At 59.3% G+C, this 20,285-nt stretch carries 20 protein-coding genes; 8 read left to right on the top strand and 12 right to left on the bottom strand.

All coding sequences use genetic code 11. The annotated features are described in order from the left end of the window. Positions 1–12: 12 nt before the first annotated feature. The 5 genes from ACLH1I_RS20695 to rfaD are packed head-to-tail and all read right to left on the bottom strand — an operon-like array spanning position 13 to position 5,042. Complete coding sequence (locus tag ACLH1I_RS20695; protein ID WP_017900046.1) at positions 13–1,182, bottom strand: O-antigen ligase family protein; 1,170 nt, start codon at positions 1,180–1,182, stop codon at positions 13–15. Further along, complete coding sequence (locus ACLH1I_RS20690) at positions 1,160–2,068, bottom strand: glycosyl transferase (protein WP_023319326.1); 909 nt, start codon at positions 2,066–2,068, stop codon at positions 1,160–1,162. The genes ACLH1I_RS20695 and ACLH1I_RS20690 overlap by 23 nt, the downstream gene beginning before the upstream one ends. Then, on the bottom strand, positions 2,068–3,039 hold the full coding sequence (gene rfaC / locus ACLH1I_RS20685) for a lipopolysaccharide heptosyltransferase RfaC (RefSeq protein ID WP_004205056.1): 972 nt from the start codon (positions 3,037–3,039) through the stop codon (positions 2,068–2,070). The genes ACLH1I_RS20690 and rfaC overlap by 1 nt, the downstream gene beginning before the upstream one ends. A gap of 3 nt (positions 3,040–3,042) precedes the next feature. Continuing rightward, positions 3,043–4,101, bottom strand: a complete 1,059-nt coding sequence (rfaF, locus tag ACLH1I_RS20680; protein ID WP_198080001.1) for an ADP-heptose--LPS heptosyltransferase RfaF — start codon at positions 4,099–4,101, stop codon at positions 3,043–3,045. 8 nt (positions 4,102–4,109) lie between these two features. After that, on the bottom strand, positions 4,110–5,042 hold the full coding sequence (rfaD, locus tag ACLH1I_RS20675; protein WP_004205054.1) for an ADP-glyceromanno-heptose 6-epimerase: 933 nt from the start codon (positions 5,040–5,042) through the stop codon (positions 4,110–4,112). Between the two features lie 213 nt (positions 5,043–5,255). Between rfaD and kbl the strand changes: the two genes are divergently transcribed. The 3 genes from kbl (at position 5,256) to ACLH1I_RS20660 (ending at position 8,445) form a co-directional block, all read left to right on the top strand. Beyond that, a complete protein-coding gene (gene kbl, locus ACLH1I_RS20670) occupies positions 5,256–6,449 on the top strand; it encodes a glycine C-acetyltransferase (RefSeq protein WP_017900044.1) in 1,194 nt (397 codons plus the stop codon). A 12-nt stretch (positions 6,450–6,461) separates the two neighbouring features. Further along, positions 6,462–7,487 (top strand): L-threonine 3-dehydrogenase, encoded by a 1,026-nt coding sequence (tdh, locus tag ACLH1I_RS20665; RefSeq protein WP_004205051.1) that lies wholly within the window; start codon positions 6,462–6,464, stop codon positions 7,485–7,487. A gap of 169 nt (positions 7,488–7,656) precedes the next feature. Further along, positions 7,657–8,445: a glycosyltransferase family 2 protein gene (locus ACLH1I_RS20660; protein ID WP_085846744.1), complete on the top strand. Its 789-nt coding sequence runs from the start codon at positions 7,657–7,659 to the stop codon at positions 8,443–8,445. A gap of 5 nt (positions 8,446–8,450) precedes the next feature. Here ACLH1I_RS20660 and ACLH1I_RS20655 read toward each other — a convergent pair whose 3' ends face one another. From ACLH1I_RS20655 to gpmM, 3 genes are read right to left on the bottom strand one after another with little or no spacing between them, the layout of a single operon-like run. Next, positions 8,451–9,407 carry a divergent polysaccharide deacetylase family protein gene (locus tag ACLH1I_RS20655; RefSeq protein ID WP_004205049.1) on the bottom strand — a complete coding sequence of 319 codons (957 nt, stop codon included), beginning with the start codon at positions 9,405–9,407 and terminating at the stop codon, positions 8,451–8,453. A 3-nt stretch (positions 9,408–9,410) separates the two neighbouring features. Continuing rightward, positions 9,411–10,682, bottom strand: a complete 1,272-nt coding sequence (gene envC / locus ACLH1I_RS20650) for a murein hydrolase activator EnvC (RefSeq protein WP_004205048.1) — start codon at positions 10,680–10,682, stop codon at positions 9,411–9,413. A gap of 9 nt (positions 10,683–10,691) precedes the next feature. After that, the gene (gene gpmM, locus ACLH1I_RS20645) at positions 10,692–12,236 is read right to left on the bottom strand and encodes a 2,3-bisphosphoglycerate-independent phosphoglycerate mutase (RefSeq protein WP_023319322.1); all 1,545 of its coding nucleotides are present in this window, start codon (positions 12,234–12,236) and stop codon (positions 10,692–10,694) included. A gap of 245 nt (positions 12,237–12,481) precedes the next feature. On the opposite strand from gpmM, the gene ACLH1I_RS20640 reads away from it, so the two are divergent. From ACLH1I_RS20640 to cysE, 5 genes are all read left to right on the top strand, one after another. Continuing rightward, complete coding sequence (locus ACLH1I_RS20640) at positions 12,482–12,913, top strand: rhodanese-like domain-containing protein (protein WP_004205046.1); 432 nt, start codon at positions 12,482–12,484, stop codon at positions 12,911–12,913. Between the two features lie 104 nt (positions 12,914–13,017). After that, the gene (gene grxC, locus ACLH1I_RS20635) at positions 13,018–13,269 is read left to right on the top strand and encodes a glutaredoxin 3 (RefSeq protein WP_002922429.1); all 252 of its coding nucleotides are present in this window, start codon (positions 13,018–13,020) and stop codon (positions 13,267–13,269) included. Positions 13,270–13,329: 60 nt separating this feature from the next. Next, positions 13,330–13,797 (top strand): protein-export chaperone SecB, encoded by a 468-nt coding sequence (gene secB, locus ACLH1I_RS20630; protein ID WP_002922428.1) that lies wholly within the window; start codon positions 13,330–13,332, stop codon positions 13,795–13,797. After that, the gene (gene gpsA / locus ACLH1I_RS20625; protein WP_004205045.1) at positions 13,797–14,816 is read left to right on the top strand and encodes an NAD(P)H-dependent glycerol-3-phosphate dehydrogenase; all 1,020 of its coding nucleotides are present in this window, start codon (positions 13,797–13,799) and stop codon (positions 14,814–14,816) included. Before secB ends, gpsA begins: the two co-directional genes overlap by 1 nt. Before the next feature lie 73 nt (positions 14,817–14,889). Further along, complete coding sequence (gene cysE / locus ACLH1I_RS20620) at positions 14,890–15,711, top strand: serine O-acetyltransferase (protein WP_198080003.1); 822 nt, start codon at positions 14,890–14,892, stop codon at positions 15,709–15,711. A 102-nt stretch (positions 15,712–15,813) separates the two neighbouring features. Here the strand turns inward: cysE and trmL are convergent, their stop codons facing one another. The 4 genes from trmL to lldP form a co-directional block, all read right to left on the bottom strand. Further along, complete coding sequence (gene trmL, locus ACLH1I_RS20615) at positions 15,814–16,287, bottom strand: tRNA (uridine(34)/cytosine(34)/5-carboxymethylaminomethyluridine(34)-2'-O)-methyltransferase TrmL (protein WP_004205043.1); 474 nt, start codon at positions 16,285–16,287, stop codon at positions 15,814–15,816. 248 nt (positions 16,288–16,535) lie between these two features. Continuing rightward, the gene (gene lldD, locus ACLH1I_RS20610) at positions 16,536–17,720 is read right to left on the bottom strand and encodes an FMN-dependent L-lactate dehydrogenase LldD (RefSeq protein ID WP_004205042.1); all 1,185 of its coding nucleotides are present in this window, start codon (positions 17,718–17,720) and stop codon (positions 16,536–16,538) included. Next, positions 17,720–18,493: a transcriptional regulator LldR gene (gene lldR / locus ACLH1I_RS20605; protein WP_004205041.1), complete on the bottom strand. Its 774-nt coding sequence runs from the start codon at positions 18,491–18,493 to the stop codon at positions 17,720–17,722. Before lldR ends, lldD begins: the two co-directional genes overlap by 1 nt. Next, entirely contained in the window at positions 18,490–20,145 is a 1,656-nt protein-coding gene (gene lldP, locus ACLH1I_RS20600; RefSeq protein ID WP_004205040.1) for an L-lactate permease, read from the bottom strand. Before lldP ends, lldR begins: the two co-directional genes overlap by 4 nt. Positions 20,146–20,285: the final 140 nt, after the last annotated feature.

The raw sequence follows: 20,285 nt of genomic DNA, 5'->3' as shown, positions 1-20,285 counted from the left end.
GGCCCTTTTTTGTTAACGCTTTTCCGCCAGCCCTTTGCTGAGCGCAATGCCCAGCGGCAGCCAGAACAGCACCCAGGTCTCCCGGGGGTTGCTGATGATAAACATCCCCTGCGAGGCCATAAACACCAGAGCGTAAAACAGGATCGCCAGACTGTAGCGGCTGTCGGAGCGGCGCTTGCGCCACGCCTGCCAGAGTCCGCAGGCAATGACCGCCAGCAGCAGCAGTAAACCCACGATGCCGCCTTTCAGCAGGGCGCCCATATACACGCTGTGGGTGGTGGTGATGTGTTCGCCGCTGTAGTTGATGAAATCCAGTTCATAGCTGAAACCGCGTCCCAGCCAGGGCTGGCTGGCCATCTCCGACAGCGTATGGTGCCAGATACTCAGACGCAGCCCGCTTTGGGTGCCCAACTCTTCGAAACGGGCGAGCAGCATGTCGCCCACCGGCGTCATGACCAAAAGCAGAGCCACCAGCACGGCCAGCGCCGCGGCGATCAGCAGGTTGCGGCGGGTGAAGACGTGCAGGTGCAGCGTACAGCCGACCGCCAGCACCAGGGCGATGATCGGCCCGCGGCTTTGGGTCAGCAGCATCATCACCAGCATGATGGCCACCGGCAGATAGAGCCAGTGGCTGGCTTTTTCTTTCAGTAGCATGCCGCAGATTAAGATGCCGATGCCGCAGTATCCGGCAAGGTCGATAACGTTTGTTGGCCCGGGGTTCTCGGGGGAGACCGCTCGTTCGGTGAGGACCAGCGTGTGGTCGAACATCAGCGTCCACAGCGAGAGCACGGTGATCCCGCCAACCACCGCCAGCATGGCCAGGCGGCGGGTTCGTTCGTCGCTGAGCAGCATCGCCATCAGCAACAGATAGCCCGTCAGATACACACCGTGGGTGATCGGCGAATCAATATGCTGCGGCGTATGGCCCCACAGGTTACTGAGGGCGTAATAGGTAAAGAAGGCCGCCAGCAGCGTCCAGGTCTGCCACTGCTCGCGTAACACGTCGGCCAGCGCCTGGCGATTTTCCTGGCGTACCAGCGACAGCAACAGCAGCAGGATCGATAAATGCAGCAGATTATTGGTCCGGGTGGACATGCAAAAAATCGCGCTGAAAAATAAAAACAAAGGAAAGACAATCGAGTAACCCTGTCGGGCGAAGTTACTCACTTTTAAAGTACTCATTAAACGCAACCTTTTCGAAAATAGTATCCGGTACAGCGCTTTCTGGGGAAAAATTAATCACCCGGATCTGGCGTTGCTGCAGTACCTGCGCGGCATGCGCAAAGGAGGGCATGACGAGGGTATCCACTTTTGTTGCCAGGTAAGAAGGCAATTTTTCTTGTTGTGTTTCGTAGAATCGCGGCTGGTTAAAATTGGTCATATCCAGGCCGCTCACCAGGATAGTATTGAAGCCCAGCCAGGCGAGAACTTGCAGCGCCCAGTAGACCACCGTACCGGCATCAAAGACGCCCTGGCGAATATCGGTGCTAAAACAGATATCCGGGCGCTGGGGATGAAAGCACATCGCCGGATTCTGCTGGTAAGTGCGCTTTATCGCTTCGCTGGCGACTTTCGGCTGGTAAATCTTATAGCAACCGTCCTCAATCAACGCCAAACGGCAGCGCAGCGCGTCCGCATAGCGATCGACGATTTTGGCGATCCCATGCATGGTGGTGAACAGCAGAATGTCCGGTTGGCTGACGATAGCGCGGATAATGTCCGGCTTCTTATCGAAAAACTCCATGTCGACGATGGTATAGAGCGAAAAGTGCAGGCGGTCGGCAAGATGCCAGGCGCCATTGACGCCCATCACTGGGATCGTTTTCGACAACAGGGAAAAATCGATATTGCGGGTCGAAGGGCCGGTGGCGGTCAGCAGGACTTCACCCTGCATGCTGTTTTTCAGCGCGCTCAGGCTGACCAGCGGCACCGTTTTCCCTTTATAGCGCAACGCGCTGATTTCGCCGCTCGGCGCGCGGGTGATGCGGGTAAAAGGCCACAGATTTTCATTGTGACGATAAGCGCGAGGGCGGGTGTAGCGATAGATCTGCTTAAACAGAGATCCCATCAGAGCAGCCCCTGATTGTGCAGAAGAAGATGAACCCGGCTGGCGGTAATATCGCCGGTGCTGGCGCTGTTTTCCGGCCGCACGATGTGCTGGTTTTTACCGTATCCGCCAATCAGCCCCGGATCGGTCGGGCCGTAAAGCGTGAAGTTCGGTTTATCCAGCGCGGCGGTCAGATGACTGAGGCCGGTATCGACCGAGACGACGGCCCGGGCGCTGGCCAGAACCTGCGCTACCTGCTCAAGGCTCATGCGCGGCAGCACTTCAACATACTCCCGGCCTTCCGCCAGCCGCTTCGCCCGCGCCTCTTCGTGCGGGGCGCCCCACGGCAGCTTAATGCGGACGCCACTGTCGGCCAGCAGATCGAGCAGCTCCTGCCAGCGGTTTTCCGGCCAGTGCTTATCGTCGCGGGTGGTGGCATGCAGGAACACCAGATAGGGGGCGGCAGCGCTAGCCTCGTGCTGCAGGAAATGGCGCGCAATGGCGTAATCCCCCTGGGTTTGAGGTTTCGCGTATCCGAGACTTTTGGCGAACAGCTCGCGGGTACGCTCCACGGCGTGCTGCTGTTTCGCAATGTGGTGGCGGCGGTTGTAAAACAGGCTGGCCAGCGGCTCGCGGGCCGTTTGCCAGTCCATACCATGCTTGACGCCGTGCGCCAGGCGGGTGACTAGCGCAGCGCTTTTCACCAGCCCCTGGGCGTCGATGATGGCGTCATACTTTACCGCCTGGACGGCCTCGCGAAAGGCTTTACGCTCCGCTTTGATCGGCGCGGAGAACCAGGCTTTACGCCAGCGGCGGATCGCCACCGGGATCACCCGCTCGACGCTTTCATGCCAGGAGGGGATCTGCGCGAAGCCTTCTTCCACTACCCAGTCGAAGCGGATGCCGGGGATAGCCTGCGCGGCGTCGGTCAGCGCGGGCAGCGTGTGCAGCACGTCGCCCATCGATGAGGTTTTTACAATCAATACCCGCATCCGCTACGCTTCCTCGTGCCCGGTTTTATCCGTCAACAATTCATTCAGCTCTTGCAGGACGCGCTCTGGCGTAATGTCGATCAGGCTCTGATGATAGCCTTCGGCGGCATCGCCTTTGCGCACTTTGTGGTAGCCGCTAATCAGGCGGATCACGCGCGCTTTATGCGACAGCGGCGGGGTAAAGTCCGGACTGCTCGGGCCATACAGCGCCACCAGCGGGCGGTCCAGCGCCGCGGCGACGTGCATCAGCCCCGAATCGTTAGTCACCACCGCTTTACAGGCGGCAATCAGGATCACCGCCTGCTCCAGCTGGGTTTCACCCGCCAGATTCCGGCACCAGGCCTGCTGCTCGCTGCTGAGGGCGGCGATGATCTCTTTGCCGGCCTCGTTATCTTTTGCCGAGCCAAATAGCGCAATCTGATAACCATCGTCGATGAGCTTTTTCGCCAGCGCAGCATAGTGATAGTGCGGCCAGCGTTTTGCCGGGCCGAACTCCGCGCCGGGGCAGAAGCCGATGATCGGCCGATCGTTGGACAGGTTAAAGGCGCTGCAGGCCTGCGACTTTTCCCCTTCGTTGACCTGCAGCTGCGGCCACAGCAGCGGCTGCGGCAGATCTTTGGCGCAGCACATCACGCCGTTGTCGTAGGCCAGCGCCACGTAGCGTTCCACCATCAGCGGCCAGGCGTCTTTGTCCAGCACCCGGGCGTCGTTGAGCAGGCCGTAGCGCATCTCGCCGCGCCAGCCGGTGCGCAGCGGGATGTTGGCAAAGAAGGGGACTAATGCCGATTTAAACGAGTTCGGCAGCACGTAAGCGCGATCGTAGCGACGCTCGCGCAGGCTGTGCCCGAGCTTGCGGCGTTCGCCGATAGCCAGCGCGCCGTGGCCCAGCGGCATCGGGATCGCTTCGTTCACTTCCGGCATGCGCGATAACAACGGACGGCACCAGGCAGGCGCCATCACGTCGATAATCGCCTGGGGATAGCGCGCCCTGAGCGTACGATAAAGACTTTGCGACATCATCATGTCGCCCACCCAAGACGGGCCTACCACCAGAATTTTCATGTTATCTCTTACGCGCCCCGATTCAGCCAGGCCATATACTCCGTTACGCCTTCGGCAACGGTTTTGAACGGTTTGTCATAGCCTGCTTTACGCAGGTTAGTCAGATCCGCCTGGGTGAACGCCTGGTAGCGGCCTTTCAGTTTGTCCGGGAACGGGATGTACTCGATGCTGCCTTTTTTGTGGTACGCCAGGGTCGCATCGGCGACGGCCTGGAAGGATTCCGCGCGGCCGGTGCCGAGGTTGAAGATGCCGGAAACGCCGTTTTCCCAGAACCACAGGTTGACGTCAGCCACGTCGCCGACGTAGACGAAGTCGCGCTTGAAGCCGTCGCTGCCTTCGAACAGTTTCGGACTTTCGCCATTATTCAGCTGGGTGTTGAGGTGGAAAGCGACGCTCGCCATGCTGCCTTTGTGGCCTTCGCGCGGCCCGTAGACGTTGAAGTAGCGGAAGCCGACGATCTGCGAATTGGCTTCAGGCAGGATCTGACGGACGTATTCATCGAACAGGAATTTGGAGTAGCCGTAGACGTTCAGCGGCTGCTCGTACTCGCGGGACTCGATGAAATCGCTGGTGCGTCCACCGTAGGTGGCTGCCGAAGAGGCGTACAGGAACGGAATTTCACGCTCCAGGCAGTAGTGCAGCAGCTCTTTGGAGTACTGATAGTTGTTGTCCATCATGTACTTGCCGTCCCACTCCGTGGTGGAAGAGCACGCGCCTTCGTGGAAGATAGCGTCAATGTCGCCGAACTCTTCGCCTGCCATAATCTGGATCAGAAAGTCTTCTTTATCCATGTAGTCAGCGATGTTCAGGTCAACCAAGTTCACAAACTTGGTGCCGTCTTTCAGATTGTCGACAACCAGAATGTCGGTAATGCCCTTGTCGTTCAGCGCTTTAACGATGTTGCTGCCGATAAAGCCTGCGCCGCCGGTTACGATGATCATAACTGTACCTTTGAAGTTGAGAGCCCGGAGACAATCCGGACATGAATGCTCATATCATATCACCACATGAGCAAGCCTACAGCCATTCGCAGAATAAGGTGCTGGGCTGACGTGATTTATGCTGCAAATAATTCATTCAGGCATGCATCATCTCGTATCAGCGTATAGCTTTGGGTAATATGTGCCAAATTTTGCCGAATCTGGAGAGTTGCAATGCGTGGTGATTTCTACAAACAGTTAACTAGCAATCTGGAGACCGCTCGGGCCGAAGGCTTGTTTAAAGAAGAGCGCATCATCACCTCGGCGCAGCAGGCGGACATTACCGTCGGCGACAGCCACGTGATTAACTTCTGCGCCAATAACTATCTGGGTCTGGCCAACCACCCGGCGCTGATCGACGCGGCGAAATCCGGTATGGACAGCCACGGCTTCGGGATGGCCTCGGTACGCTTCATCTGCGGCACCCAGGATACGCACAAGCAGCTGGAGAAGAAGCTGGCGGATTTCCTAGGTATGGAAGACGCGATCCTCTACTCCTCTTGCTTCGACGCCAACGGCGGCCTGTTTGAAACGCTGCTCGGCCCGGAAGACGCCATTATCTCCGACGCCCTGAACCATGCCTCTATCATCGACGGCGTACGCCTGTGTAAAGCGAAACGCTTCCGCTATGCCAACAACGACATGCAGGAGCTGGAAGCGCGCCTGAAAGAAGCCCGCGACGCCGGGGCGCGTCACGTGTTAATCGCCACCGACGGCGTCTTCTCGATGGACGGCGTGATCGCCAACCTGAAAGGCGTATGCGATCTGGCGGATAAATACGATGCGCTGGTGATGGTCGATGACTCCCACGCCGTCGGCTTCGTCGGCGAAAACGGCCGCGGCTCCCACGAATACTGCGACGTGATGGGTCGCGTCGACATTATCACCGGCACGCTGGGTAAAGCGCTGGGCGGCGCCTCCGGCGGCTACACTGCCGCACGCAAAGAGGTGGTCGAGTGGCTGCGCCAGCGTTCCCGTCCGTATCTGTTCTCCAACTCTCTGGCGCCGGCCATCGTGGCCGCCTCCATCAAAGTGCTGGAGATGGTCGAAGAGGGTGCAGACCTGCGCGATCGCCTGTGGGCCAACGCGCGTCTGTTCCGTGAAAAAATGACCGCGGCAGGCTTCACCCTGGCGGGCGCCGACCACGCCATCATTCCGGTGATGCTGGGCGAAGCGGTGGTGGCGCAGAACTTTGCCCGCGAGCTGCAGAAAGAAGGGATCTATGTCACCGGCTTCTTCTATCCGGTGGTACCGAAAGGCCAGGCGCGTATTCGCACCCAGATGTCGGCGGCGCATACCCCTGAACAAATTGAGCGTGCGGTGGAAGCCTTTACCCGCATCGGTAAACAACTGGGCGTCATCGCCTAATAAGGGTGTGAGATGAAAGCGTTATCCAAACTGAAAGCGGAAGAAGGCATCTGGATGACCGACGTACCGGAACCGGAAGTCGGCCATAACGATCTGCTGATTAAAATCCGCAAGACCGCCATTTGCGGGACCGACGTGCACATCTACAACTGGGATGAGTGGTCGCAGAAGACTATTCCGGTACCGATGGTGGTCGGGCACGAATATGTCGGCGAAGTGGTGGGGATTGGCCAGGAAGTGCGCGGCTTTAAGATTGGCGACCGCGTCTCCGGCGAAGGGCATATCACCTGCGGCCACTGCCGTAACTGCCGCGCGGGCCGTACCCACCTGTGCCGCAACACCATCGGCGTGGGCGTCAACCGCCCGGGCTGCTTTGCCGAGTATCTGGTGATCCCGGCCTTTAACGCCTTTAAAATCCCCGACAATATCTCTGATGACCTGGCGTCTATCTTCGACCCGTTCGGCAACGCTGTGCACACTGCGCTCTCCTTCGATCTGGTGGGGGAAGACGTGCTGGTCTCCGGCGCCGGCCCGATCGGCGTGATGGCGGCGGCGGTGGCGAAACACGTCGGCGCGCGTAATGTGGTGATCACTGACGTTAACGAGTACCGTCTTGAGCTGGCGCGCAAAATGGGCGTCACTCGCGCGGTGAACGTGGCGAAAGAGAACCTCAATGACGTGATGGCCGAGCTGGGGATGACCGAAGGTTTCGACGTGGGCCTGGAGATGTCCGGCGCGCCGCCGGCGTTCCGCAGCATGCTGGATACCATGAACCACGGCGGTCGTATCGCGATGCTGGGTATTCCACCGTCAGATATGTCCATTGACTGGACCAAGGTCATCTTTAAGGGGCTGTTTATCAAAGGGATCTACGGCCGCGAGATGTTCGAAACCTGGTACAAGATGGCGGCGCTGATCCAGTCTGGTCTGGATCTTTCACCGATCATCACCCACCGCTTCGGCATTGACGACTTCCAGAAGGGTTTTGACGCCATGCGCTCCGGCCAGTCCGGTAAAGTGGTTCTGAGCTGGGAATAACGCCTCCGGTCTGTTGTAAAAACCAGCAAAAAAGGCGCCTGCGGGCGCCTTAATTTAGATTTGGATAACATTTTTAGCCTGCTTAATATCAAGCGCACAATTTCTACATCGATTTTACGGTTATTCGCTTATACAGTGTGTTTAGTCGCGGTTTAACTTTGTAACTATCATGCTTAAACTCTCCGTATGCTTACTGACCTGTAACTCTGCACGTCTGCTCATGGAGGTGCTGCCCCCGCTGCTGAGGGTGGCCGATGAGTGTATTGTCGTCGACTCCGGTAGCACCGACGAAACGGTCTCTATTTGTCAGCAGTTTGGTCTCACCGTCCATCACCATGCCTATAAAGCCCACGGCGCGCAGATGAACTATGCCATTGGGCTGGCCAGCCATGACTGGGTGCTGTGCATGGACAGCGATGAAATTCTTGATAACGACGTCGTGTCGGCCATTCAGTCGTTAAAAGCGGGGGAGGAGCCTGACCCGGCATGCGCCTGGCGTTTGCCGCGCTACTGGTTTGTCCTCGGCAAGCAGGTGCGGACGATCTACCCCATTTCCTCGCCGGATTACCCGGTGCGCCTCTTTAACCGCCAGCAGGCGCGATTTAACGACCGGCCGGTGGATGACCAGGTGGTTGGACACGCGCGATCCGTCAGGCTGCCGGGCTTTGTACGCCATGACACCTTTTATTCGCTGCATGAAGTGTTTAATAAGCTGAACAGCTATACCACCCGGCTGGTGAAGCACCAGCAGATCAAACCTTCGCTGGCGCGGGGGATCGTCAGCGCGATTGGCGCTTTCTTTAAATGGTATCTGTTCAGCGGGGCGTGGCGCTATGGCAAAGTCGGCGTGGTCACCGGCCTGTACGCCACGTTTTATAGCTTTCTCAAATATTTTAAGGCGTGGTACGCCCACGAAGATAACCAGGCGCCCGTCGCGCAAAAGCGAACGGACCCCTGAGTGGTCTAGTTGCCGGGATTGTCCCAGCCCTGCCATTTGAGGCGATAGTACTGGACCAGCGCGCTCTGGCTGATGCTGTCGCTGAGGATAGTGAAGAAGCGGCTGGCGTTCACGGGCTCCAGCGGGCGCTTCGGCTTGCAATACTTCACGCCGTGGAACGGATTACGCGGCTTCTGCTGCTGCGGCGCCGTTTGTTGCGCGGGCGGCTGAGCGTAGTTTGGCGTCGAATTGTCGACCTGCGGCTCGTTGAGCAGGCTGCTCGGGCGCACCAGCGTGATATCCGGCGGCAGATTATAGACCATCTGCTGCAGCACCCGCACCGTCGTCGGATGCGGATGGCCAATGGCTATCGCCGAACCGTTACGCCGCGCCAGGGCGATGGCGCGGTTGAACTGGGTGCGGATATCGGCTTCATTCTGCGTATCGTCAAGAAACACCTTGCGCTTAATCACCTTCACCCCGGTGCCCTGCGCGGCGCGCATGGCCTGGGTATTGCCGATGGTCACGCTGTCGAGAAAATAGAGATTGTAGCGCTCCAGGGCCTGCATCACCTTCTGCATGCCAAACAGGTTGGAGGTCATCGCGCTGCCCATATGGTTATTCAGCCCGACGGCGTAGGGGACTTTGCCGTAAGCTTCGCGAATGATGCGCTCGATCTCCTCGCTGCTCATTTCGGGACGCAGGGTGTCTTTTTCCAGCGGCTGTTTGCTGAGCGGCGCCATCGGCAGGTGGATGAGCACTTCATGGCCCAGATTATGCGCTTTCGTGGCCATTTCCCGGGCGTGCGGCGCGTTCGGCAGCACGGCGACGGAGATAGTGGACGGCAGCGCCAGCACCTGATTTTCGGTCTGCGGGCGGTAGCCAAAATCGTCAATAACGATGGAGAGTTTGCCAGCGAACGCTGGCGCCGCCAGAGCCAGCGAACCGGCTACGGCAAGAGCAATTGCGCGAAATTGAAGCAAAACTTATCTTCCCAACCACGGCTGTGGATTGACCGCCTGACCCTGGCGGCGAATTTCGAAATAGAGCGACGGACGGCCCTGACCGCCGCTGCTGCCTACGAGCGCGATAGGCTGACCGGCACGCACCTGCGTACCTACGCTGACCAGCGCGCTTTGGTTATAGCCATACAGGCTCATGTCGCCTTTGCCATGCTCGACCACCACCACCAGACCATAGCCCTGCAGCCAGTCGGCCAGAATGACCCGACCATCGGCAATGGCTCTGACTTCGGTGCCTTCAGACGCGGCGATAACCATCCCTTTCCAACGTAGTTCACCTTGCAGCTGTTCGCCATATCGATGAAGGAGCGGACCGCGAACCGGCCAGAACGCCTGACCGCGCGGCGAGCCCAGTCCGCCGGTGCGTGACATCAGCGAACGCTCGCTTTCCGTTGGTTTATAGGTGGTGCCTTTGCGCGATGCTTCCTGCTGGCGGTCGCGCACCGCCTGCGCATCGCGTGCTTCCCGATCGGCTCGGGCTTTGGCGGCAGCCTCCGCCTGGGCGATACGACCGCGTAGGCGCGATTCGTTAGCCCGCAATTCACTTAACTGTTGCTGACCTTGCTGAATGGAGGATTCCAGTCCGGAAAGGGTCTTTTTCCGTTCGTTACGCGCCTGCTCCAGCTTCGCCTGCTGAGCTTTTTGCTCGTAGACCAGCGTCTGCTGCTGGCTCTGCTTCTCTTCGAGCATCGACTTTTGCACCGCCATCTCTTCGCGCGTTTTCTTCAGTTCCGCGATGGTTTCCTGACGGGCCTGGTTGAAATAGCTGAAGTAGACCTGCATCCGCTGATTGCGCTGGCCCTCTTCACCGCTCAGCACCATCTGGATGCCGGTATGCGGCCCCTGGCGGAACGCGGCGTCAAGCTGCGCGGCGAGGTTACGCTCCTGAGACGCGCGCTGGCGCTCCAGCTTGGCGAGAGAGGCGTTCATTTCGTCAATCTGCTTATTGAGCTGGTTCAGGTTGTCCTGGGTTTCGCGCAGTTTGCGGGCCGCGGCGGCGATCGCTTCTTCCTGCGCTTTGAGCTGGGCGAGCAGGCTTGCGCGCTGCTGCTGCTGTTGCTTAATCGCCCGCTGCCTGGCGGCGATGTCGGCCTGGATGGACTTAAGCTGATCGCGATCGTCGGCGTGCGCAGATGACGCGCACAGTAATACGCCAGCGCTGAGCGCGCTGGCGTAAAGGACGGATCGAACTGCCGTTGCGATCCATGTAGTTGAATACGTCGCCTTTCCCCTCATGGGGAAGGATTATTCCACGATGAACAGCGGCTTGCCAGTCATCTCTTGCGGGATTTCCATTCCCATCAGCGACAGCATGGTTGGGGCGATGTCGGAAAGTTTGCCGCCATTGACCGCTTTAACCGCTTTGTTACCGACGTAGATCAGCGGAACCGGCAGGTTGGTGTGGGCGGTATGCGCCTGACCGGTGGCCGGGTCGCGCATCTGCTCGGCGTTACCGTGGTCGGCGGTGATCAGCAGCTGACCGCCAACGGATTCCACCGCCTGCGCCACCTGATCGATGCAGTGATCCAGCGCTTCAACGGCTTTTACGGCGGCTTCCATCACCCCGGTATGGCCAACCATATCGCCGTTCGGGTAGTTACAGATGATAGTGTCGTACTGGCCGCCTTTGATGGCCGCGACCAGTTTCTCGGTCAGCTCGGCGGAGCTCATTTCCGGCTGCAGATCGTAGGTCGCTACTTTCGGCGAATTAATCAGAATCCGCTCTTCGCCTTTGAACGGCTCTTCTACGCCGCCGTTGAAGAAGAAGGTGACGTGGGCGTATTTTTCAGTTTCGGAGATGCGCAGCTGGGTTTTATCGTGCTTGGCCATCCACTCGCCGAAGGTATTGGCCAGCGAGGCGGGCGGGTAGGCGCAGGCCACTTTGATGTCGGCGGCATATTCGGTGAGCATCACGAAGTCGAGGTTAACCACTTTCTTACGCGCAAAGCCGTCGAAGTCGGCGTTGACGAAGGCGCGGGTGATTTCGCGCGCGCGGTCAGCACGGAAGTTCATGAAGATCAGCGCATCGCCATCTTCCATCGCCGCATCGGCCTGGCCGGCGGCGCGGATCACGGTCGCTTTCACGAACTCGTCGTTTTCGTCACGGGCGTAGGCAGCCTGCAGACCGGCGACGGCGGTATCGGCCTGGAATTCGCCTTTCGCCAGCGTCATCAGATCGTAAGCCTGCTCAACGCGATCCCAGCGGTTGTCGCGGTCCATGGCGTAGTAGCGGCCAATGAGCGACGCGATGCGGCCCTTGCCCAGCGCGGCAAATTTGGCTTCGAATGTCGCCAGCGTTTTTTCCGCGCTGCGCGGCGGCGTATCACGGCCGTCGAGGAAGGCGTGCAGGTAGATCTTCTCAGCGCCGCGCTCTGCCGCCAGCTCCACCATCGCCATGATGTGATCTTCGTGGCTGTGGACGCCGCCTGGCGACATCAGACCCATGATATGTACCGCTTTGCCGGCGGCAACCGCTTTATCGACCGCGGCGGTCAGTACCGGGTTGGCGAAGAAGGTGCGTTCTTTAATTTCCACATCGAGACGGGTCAGGTCCTGATAGACGATACGACCGGCGCCCAGGTTGACGTGACCCACTTCGGAGTTCCCCATCTGACGGTCCGGCAGGCCAACTTCCAGGCCGGATGCATCGATCAGGGTATGCGGACGTTTGGCCCACAGGGCGTCCATTACCGGCGTTTTAGCGCTGTAAATGGCGTTATCCTGTTGGTCTTCGCGATAGCCGTAGCCATCCAGAATCACCAGTACCATAGGTTTTTTAGTAACCGACATTGCGACAACCTCATGCTCAAAGACAGAAATTTTGCGTAATTTTACTACAGCTGAATCGTTTAAATCCCCGTGAAAGATCAAAGAAAGGGAGCGGCCAGTCCGCGGCGCGTCAGCGAGAACGGCTTTTTTTCGCCGCCGCCCGCAGAAAATACATTACATCGCGCTCACTGGCTGTAATTGCCGCAAGGCACAGGTATACTCCTTTCCTGGTTTTTTTCTCACTTAGTCGGGAGTTGTAACCCCCCATGCAAGAAATTATGCAATTCATCGGCCGTCACCCTGTTCTGAGCATCGCGTGGATCGCGCTGCTGGGGGCGGTGCTGTTCACCACCTTCAAGGGCCTGATGTCGAAAGTTAAAGTCATCACCCGTGGTGAAGCGACGCGTCTTATCAATAAAGAAGACGCGGTAGTGGTCGACCTGCGTCAGCGTGACGATTTCCGTAAAGGCCATATTGCCGGCGCCATCAACCTGCTGCCCAGCGATATCAAAGCGAATAACGTCGGCGAGTTGGAAAAACACAAATCGCAACCCATTATTGTGGTAGACGGTTCCGGCATGCAGGCGCAAGAGCCAGCCAACGCGCTGAACAAAGCCGGGTTTGAAAAAGTCTTTGTACTGAAAGAGGGCATTGCTGGCTGGAGCGGCGAAAACCTCCCTCTGGTACGCGGCAAATAACTTACCTCGCGTGGTGATGCCGCCGCGTTTTCCCCGTCGCGCCTGACGTGAGGGGAACACAGGCTGCGGCGTAAAACCCTCAGGGTAATAACAGGAGTGAAGTCATGGCCAATATTGAGATCTACACCAAAGCGACCTGCCCGTTCTGCATCCGCGCGAAAGCGCTGCTGAACAGCAAAGGCGTAACGTTCCATGAGTTGCCGATCGATGGCGATGCCGCGAAGCGTGAGGAGATGATCCAGCGCAGCGGACGGACGACGGTTCCGCAGATTTTTATTGATGCGCAGCACATTGGCGGCTGTGACGACTTGTATGCGCTTGATTCACGTGGTGGACTTGATCCCCTCTTGCGCTAATTTTTGCGCGCTTTCCCTGCCGGAAGCGCGTATTTAAGGACAACACGAAAGGGTTTTACTATGTCAGAACAAAACAGCACCGAAATGACCTTCCAGATCCAGCGTATCTATACCAAAGATATCTCTTTTGAAGCGCCGAACGCGCCGCAAGTTTTCCAGAAAGACTGGCAGCCGGAAGTTAAACTTGATCTGGATACCGCCTCCACCCAGCTGGCTGAAGGCGTTTATGAAGTGGTGCTGCGTGTAACCGTGACCGCCGCTCTGGGCGAAGAGACCGCGTTCCTCTGCGAAGTACAGCAGGGCGGTATTTTCTCCATCGACGGCATCGAAGGCACCCAGATGGCGCACTGCCTTGGCGCATACTGCCCGAACATTCTGTTCCCGTACGCGCGCGAGTGCATCACCAGCCTGGTTTCCCGCGGTACCTTCCCGCAACTTAACCTTGCGCCAGTGAACTTCGACGCGCTGTTTATGAACTATCTGCAGCAGCAGGCTGGCGAAGGTGCTGAACAACATCAGGATGCCTGATGAACGCACTTAATGCTGCAATGACTGTGATCGGTGCCGGCTCTTACGGCACCGCTCTTGCCATCACCCTGGCAAGAAATGGCCACCACGTTGTGCTCTGGGGCCATGACCCGAAACATATCGCGACGCTGCAACACGATCGCTGCAACGCCGCGTTCCTTCCCGATGTGCCTTTCCCGGATACGCTGCATCTTGAAAGCGACCTGGCCACCGCGCTGGCCGCCAGCCGCGATATTCTGGTGGTGGTGCCAAGCCATGTGTTTGGTCAGGTGTTACGCCAGATTAAACCGCTGATGCGTCCTGACGCGCGTCTGGTGTGGGCGACCAAAGGCCTTGAGGCCGAAACCGGTCGTCTGCTGCAGGACGTGGCGCGTGAAGCGCTGGGCGATGATATCCCGCTGGCGGTGATCTCCGGGCCAACCTTCGCCAAAGAGCTGGCCGCCGGCCTGCCGACGGCGATTTCGCTGGCGGCGACGGATCCGCAGTTTGCCGAGGATCTGCAGCACCTGCTGCACTGCGGCAAGAGCTTCCGCGTCTACATCAACCCGGACTTTATCGGCGTACAACTCGGCGGCGCGGTGAAAAACGTCATCGCCATCGGGGCGGGGATGTCGGACGGCATCGGCTTCGGCGCCAATGCGCGGACGGCGCTGATTACCCGTGGCCTGGTGGAAATGTCTCGCCTTGGCGCGGCGCTGGGCGCCGACCCGGAAACCTTTATGGGGATGGCCGGCCTCGGTGACCTGGTGCTCACCTGCACCGACAACCAGTCCCGTAACCGTCGCTTCGGCATGATGCTCGGCCAGGGGATGGACGTGCAAAGCGCCCAGGAAAAGATTGGCCAGGTGGTTGAAGGCTACCGCAATACCAAGGAAGTTCGCGTTCTGGCACAGCGTTTAGGTGTCGAAATGCCAATAACCGAGGAAATTTATCAGGTATTGTATTGCGGAAAAATTGCGCGCGAGGCAGCATTGACCTTATTGGGTCGCGCCCGCAAGGACGAGCGCAGCAGCAATTAGCTTTCCTTTGTCACCTGAATGACCCTGCCAGCGCAGAACTGGCAGGTCATTACCATATCGCCTGGAGTATGCAATGCCGTGTGAAGAACTGGATATCGTCTGGAATAATATTAAAGCCGAAGCCCGGGCTCTGGCTGACTGTGAGCCAATGCTCGCCAGTTTTTACCACGCAACGTTACTCAAGCATGAAAATCTGGGCAGCGCACTGAGCTATATGTTGGCCAACAAGCTGACTTCCCCGATTATGCCGGCGATCGCCATTCGCGAAGTGGTGGAAGAAGCCTACGCCGCCGACCCGGAAATGATCGCCTCCGCCGCCTGCGATATTCAAGCGGTGCGCACGCGTGACCCGGCGGTGGATAAATACTCCACGCCGCTGCTCTATCTGAAGGGTTTCCATGCTCTGCAGGCCTATCGTATCGGCCACTGGCTGTGGACGCAGGGCCGGCGCGCGCTGGCGATTTTCCTGCAAAACCAGGTCTCCGTCTCTTTCCAGGTGGATATCCACCCGGCGGCGAAAATCGGCCGCGGGATCATGCTCGACCACGCCACCGGTATTGTGGTTGGTGAAACGGCGGTGATTGAGGATGACGTCTCTATTCTGCAGTCGGTCACCCTCGGCGGTACCGGTAAAACCAGCGGCGACCGTCACCCGAAAATTCGCGAAGGCGTGATGATTGGCGCCGGAGCGAAGATCCTCGGCAATATCGAAGTCGGGCGTGGGGCAAAAATCGGCGCAGGCTCAGTGGTGCTGCAGCCGGTGCCGCCGCATACCACCGCCGCAGGTGTTCCTGCGCGCATCGTCGGCAAGCCGGAGAGCGATAAGCCGGCGATGGATATGGATCAGCATTTCAACGGTATTCACCACACTTTCGAGTACGGCGACGGGATTTAACGTCTTGCCCGGTGGCGCTGCGCTTACCGGGCCTACGATCTCATCCCGCCAGCCTGTCGCCCGGATAAGGCTCCTTGCGCTGCAATCCGGGAATCGCTCAGGCTAGCTGCGCAGCACCGCGCCGGGATACCCCAGCTGCCGCCAGGCCTCATACACCACCACCGACACCGCATTCGACAGGTTCATGCTGCGGCTGTCCGGCATCATCGGAATCCGAATTTTCTGCTCCGGCGGCAGGGCATCCAGAATGCTCGCCGGCAGACCGCGGGTTTCCGGACCAAACATCAAGAAATCGCCATCCTGATAGCTGACCGCGCTGTGCGCCGGGGTTCCTTTGGTCGTCAGGGCGAACAGGCGCTGCGGCTGTGCGCTGGCGAGAAACGCCGCGTAATCGGCGTGGCGCTGCACGGCGGTGAACTCGTGATAGTCCAGTCCGGCGCGTCTCAGGCGCTTATCGTCCCAGGTGAAGCCCATGGGCTCAATGATATGCAGACTGAAGCCCGTGTTGGCGCACAGGCGGATAATATTCCCGGTGTTCGGCGGGATCTCTGGTTCGAATAACACGATGTTCAGCATACTGCCCCCTTAATTGCGGGGGGCAGAATAGCAGATATTTGGTCAACCCTCACCCCGGCCCTCTCCCTGAGGGAGAGGGGGAAAACCGGCGCCGGTCGGTGGGCCGGAGGACGCGGGTAAAAGGACTCACCCAACCTTCGGTACTTTACCTGGACGGAGGTTAAGGCGAACGCTACCGCTAGCCTGGCTGCCGGACGGTTCCCTCTCCCTGACGGAGAGGGTGAGGAGAGAGAGCACAACGGCGCAGCTTATGCCGCGTTATGCTGCTTCAGCGCATCGAAGGTCTGCAGCGCCTCCGCGTTCTGCACCAGCGAATCACGGCTAATGTCCGCGATGGTTTTCGCGCCGGTCAGGGTCATCGCCACCTTCATCTCTTTCTCGATTAGATTCAGCAGATTCGCCACCCCCTGCTTGCCATGGGTCGCCAGGGCGTACAGGTAAGCGCGGCCCAGCAGTACGCTGTCGGCGCCCAGGGCGATCATCCGCACGACGTCGAGACCGTTGCGGATGCCGCTGTCGGCGAGAATGGTAATGTCGCCTTTCACGGCGTCGGCAATTGCCGGCAGGGCGCGAGCGGAGGAGAGCACGCCGTCAAGCTGGCGGCCGCCGTGGTTGGAGACCACAATGCCGTCGGCGCCAAAGCGCACCGCGTCGCGGGCGTCCTCCGGGTCGAGGATCCCTTTGATCACCATCGGACCGTCCCAGAAATCACGGATCCACTCGAGGTCTTTCCATGAAATCGATGGATCGAAGTTATTCGCCAGCCAGCCGATGTAATCCTCCAGGCCGGTCGGCTGGCCGAGATAGGCGGAGATATTCCCCAGATCGTGCGGACGGCCGTTGAGGCCAACGTCCCATGCCCACTGCGGATGGGTGACCGCCTGCCAGTAGCGGCGCAGGGCGGCGTTCGGGCCGCTCATGCCGGAATGGGCGTCGCGGTAGCGGGCGCCGGGGGTCGGCATATCGACGGTAAAGACCAGCGTTGAACAACCCGCCGCCTTAGCGCGCTCCAGCGCATTGCGCATAAAGCCGCGGTCGCGCAGAACGTACAGCTGGAACCACATCGGCCGCTTGATGGTCGGGGCGACCTCTTCAATTGGGCAGACGGAAACGGTGGAGAGGGTAAACGGAATACCTTTGTCATCCGCTGCGCCGGCGGCCTGCACTTCGCCGCGGCGGGCGTACATCCCACACAGCCCCACCGGCGCCAGCGCCGTCGGCATCGCCAGCTTCTCGTTGAAGAGGGTGGTCTCGAGGCTCAGGTCCGACATATTGCGCAGAATACGCTGGCGTAACGCCACGTCGGAGAGATCTTCCACGTTGCGGCGCAGGGTATGTTCGGCGTAAGCCCCGCCGTCGATATAGTGGAACAGGAAAGGCGGCAGGATACGCTGGGCGGCGGCGCGATAGTCGCTGGCGGCGGAAATAATCATCACGAATTCTCCCTGGAATTATCAATAGCATCGCCGGGCAGGCGGGTAATTCGCGCCTGGCGGGCCTGGTCTTCATCAAAACGTTTAATGGTGGCGTGGACAAAGCCTAAGTGGGCCATCATCGCCTGGCGCGCCGCCTCGGCGTCGCCGGCGACAATCGCCTCCATGACGGCCTGGTGCTGTTCGGTCAGGCGGGCAAATACCGGCGGCACCAGATACATACGCTGACGGCTCTGCTTGACGGAGGAGTGCAGCAGGTCGAAAAAGCCGCGCATGGTTTGCAGGAGCACCACGTTATGCGAGGCTTCGGCGATGGCCAGATGGAAGCGGACGTCCGCCTGCGAGGCGATATCCGGGTCTTCGCTTTGGGTCGCTTCAAAGCACAGGCGAATTTTTTCTTTATCGGCGTCGGTGGCCCGCATCGCCGCGTGCCACGCGGTGCTGGCTTCGATGGCGTGGCGGGCCTCGAGGATGTCGAAGCTGTAGTCAGGGTCATCGGCTAGTAGCGTCTTCAGCGGCTGGACGATGTTTTGCTCCGACCACGGTTCATGCTGAAAGCGGACGAAAGTGCCGCCGCCTCGACGGCTCAGCAGTACCCCTTCATTGACCAGCATCGCCAGCGCTTCGCGCAGGGAATTGCGCGAGACGCCGAGCTGAGCGGCGAGCTGACGCTCGGCGGGCAGTCGCATGCCCGCCTCCAGCTGTTGTTCTTCAATCAGCGCCCGGACGCGACGGGCTACATCGTCGGCCAGGCGTTTAGGCATCACTATCACGGGATCATCCAGGTTAAAACGTAGGCCTGCAGCGTGGTGATCAGGCCCACCATACAGGTGAAGATCAGGCTGTGTTTGACGGTAAAGCGGAACAGATCCGACTCTTTACCCACCAGGCCAACCGCGGCGCAGGCGATGGCGATCGACTGTGGGGAAATCATCTTGCCGGTGACGCCGCCGGTGGTATTGGCCGCGACCAGCAGGATATCGGAGACGCCAATCTGCTGCGCCGCCGTTGCCTGCAGCGCGGCGAACAGGGCGTTAGACGAGGTGTCCGAACCGGTCAGGAATACCCCCAGCCAGCCCAGGAACGGCGAGAAGAAGGTAAACGCGTGGCCGGTATGGGCCAGCGCCAGGGCCAGGGTTGACGACAGCCCGGAGTAGTTGGAGATAAAGGCGAACGCCAGCACCATGCCGATAGAGTAGATCGGCAGCGCCAGGTCCTTCAGCGTCCCGGCGAAGGTGGTCAGCGCGTCTTTCGGCTTCATACGCAGCCAGACGATGGACAGCAGGGCGGCGAACAGAATGGCGGTGCCGGTTGCCGACAGCCAGTCAAACTTATAGATGGCGGCGTAAGGCGTCGCGGCGCTGACCACCGGCGGCATGCGGGCGACCATTTTGTCGAGGAACGGCACCGAAAAATTGATGACGAAGTCATACATCGCGCCGCCCGGTGCGAACAGCGCTTTGAACGGCGGCACGCTCCACAGGGTTACGGTGGCGGTCAGGAACAGGAACGGCGACCAGGCGCGGATCACTTGTCCTGCGGTGTAGCGCGTGCGGGCCAGCGTCATATCCACCTGCGAGGCGCCGATGTCGCCAAAGCGGAAGATGCGCACCGGCTGCCAGCGTTTGAGGAACAGGGTCAGGCAGACCAGGGAGACCAGCGATGAGATGATGTCCGGCAGCTCCGGGCCAAGGAAGTTAGAGCTGAGGTACTGGGCGATAGCGAACGAGCCGCCTGCGACCATCACCGCCGGCCAGGTCTCTTTGATGCCCCGCCAGCCATCCATGATGGCCATGATCCAGAACAGCACGATAATGGTCAGGAACGGCAGCTGACGGCCCACCATCTGGCCGATGGCGAAGCTGTCGATACCGGTTACCTGGCCGGCCACCAGGATTGGGATGCCCATCGCGCCGAAGGCCACCGGCGCGGTGTTGACGATCAGGCACAGACCAGCCGCATACAGCGGGTTAAACCCGAGTCCGACCAGCAGCGCCGCGGTAATCGCCACCGGCGCGCCAAACCCCGCTGCCCCTTCGAGAAAGGCGCCGAACGAGAATCCGACGATCAGCATCTGCAGGCGTTGGTCAGGCGTAATCGACAGGATCGACGAGCGGATAATGTCGAACTGTCCGGTCTTCACCGAGATTTTATAGACAAAGACCGCGGCGATAATAATCCACGCGATGGGCCACAGTCCGTAGAAGAAGCCATACACTACCGAGGCCAGGGCGCGGTCCACCGGCATTTTATAGAACAGCAATGCGACGGCCAGGGCGATCGCAACGGTCCAGGTAGCGGCGAGATAGCCTTTCAGTTTGAGCTTAATCAGCGCAAAAAAGAAAAACAGAATCGGTAGCGATGCGATAAGACTGGATAACCAGATATTACCGGCGGGATCGTAGTTTTGTTGCCAGAGATTCATGCAGGGTCTCCATCGGGCCGCCAGGACGAGTGGGCTGAGTCTGCGCTCATTGCCGAATCCGTCTTAGGTAAAATTGGCCCGGCCAATTAGGGATAGCAGGGTTGATGACAACGAATGGTTAACCAGATGTTACTCTTAGG

This window comes from Klebsiella sp. 1SOBk10mer (assembly GCF_046602535.1).
Classification (GTDB): domain Bacteria; phylum Pseudomonadota; class Gammaproteobacteria; order Enterobacterales; family Enterobacteriaceae; genus Klebsiella; species Klebsiella quasipneumoniae.
Note: the sequence above shows the minus strand (reverse complement) of the source record. Positions and strands in the feature narration are given on the sequence as shown.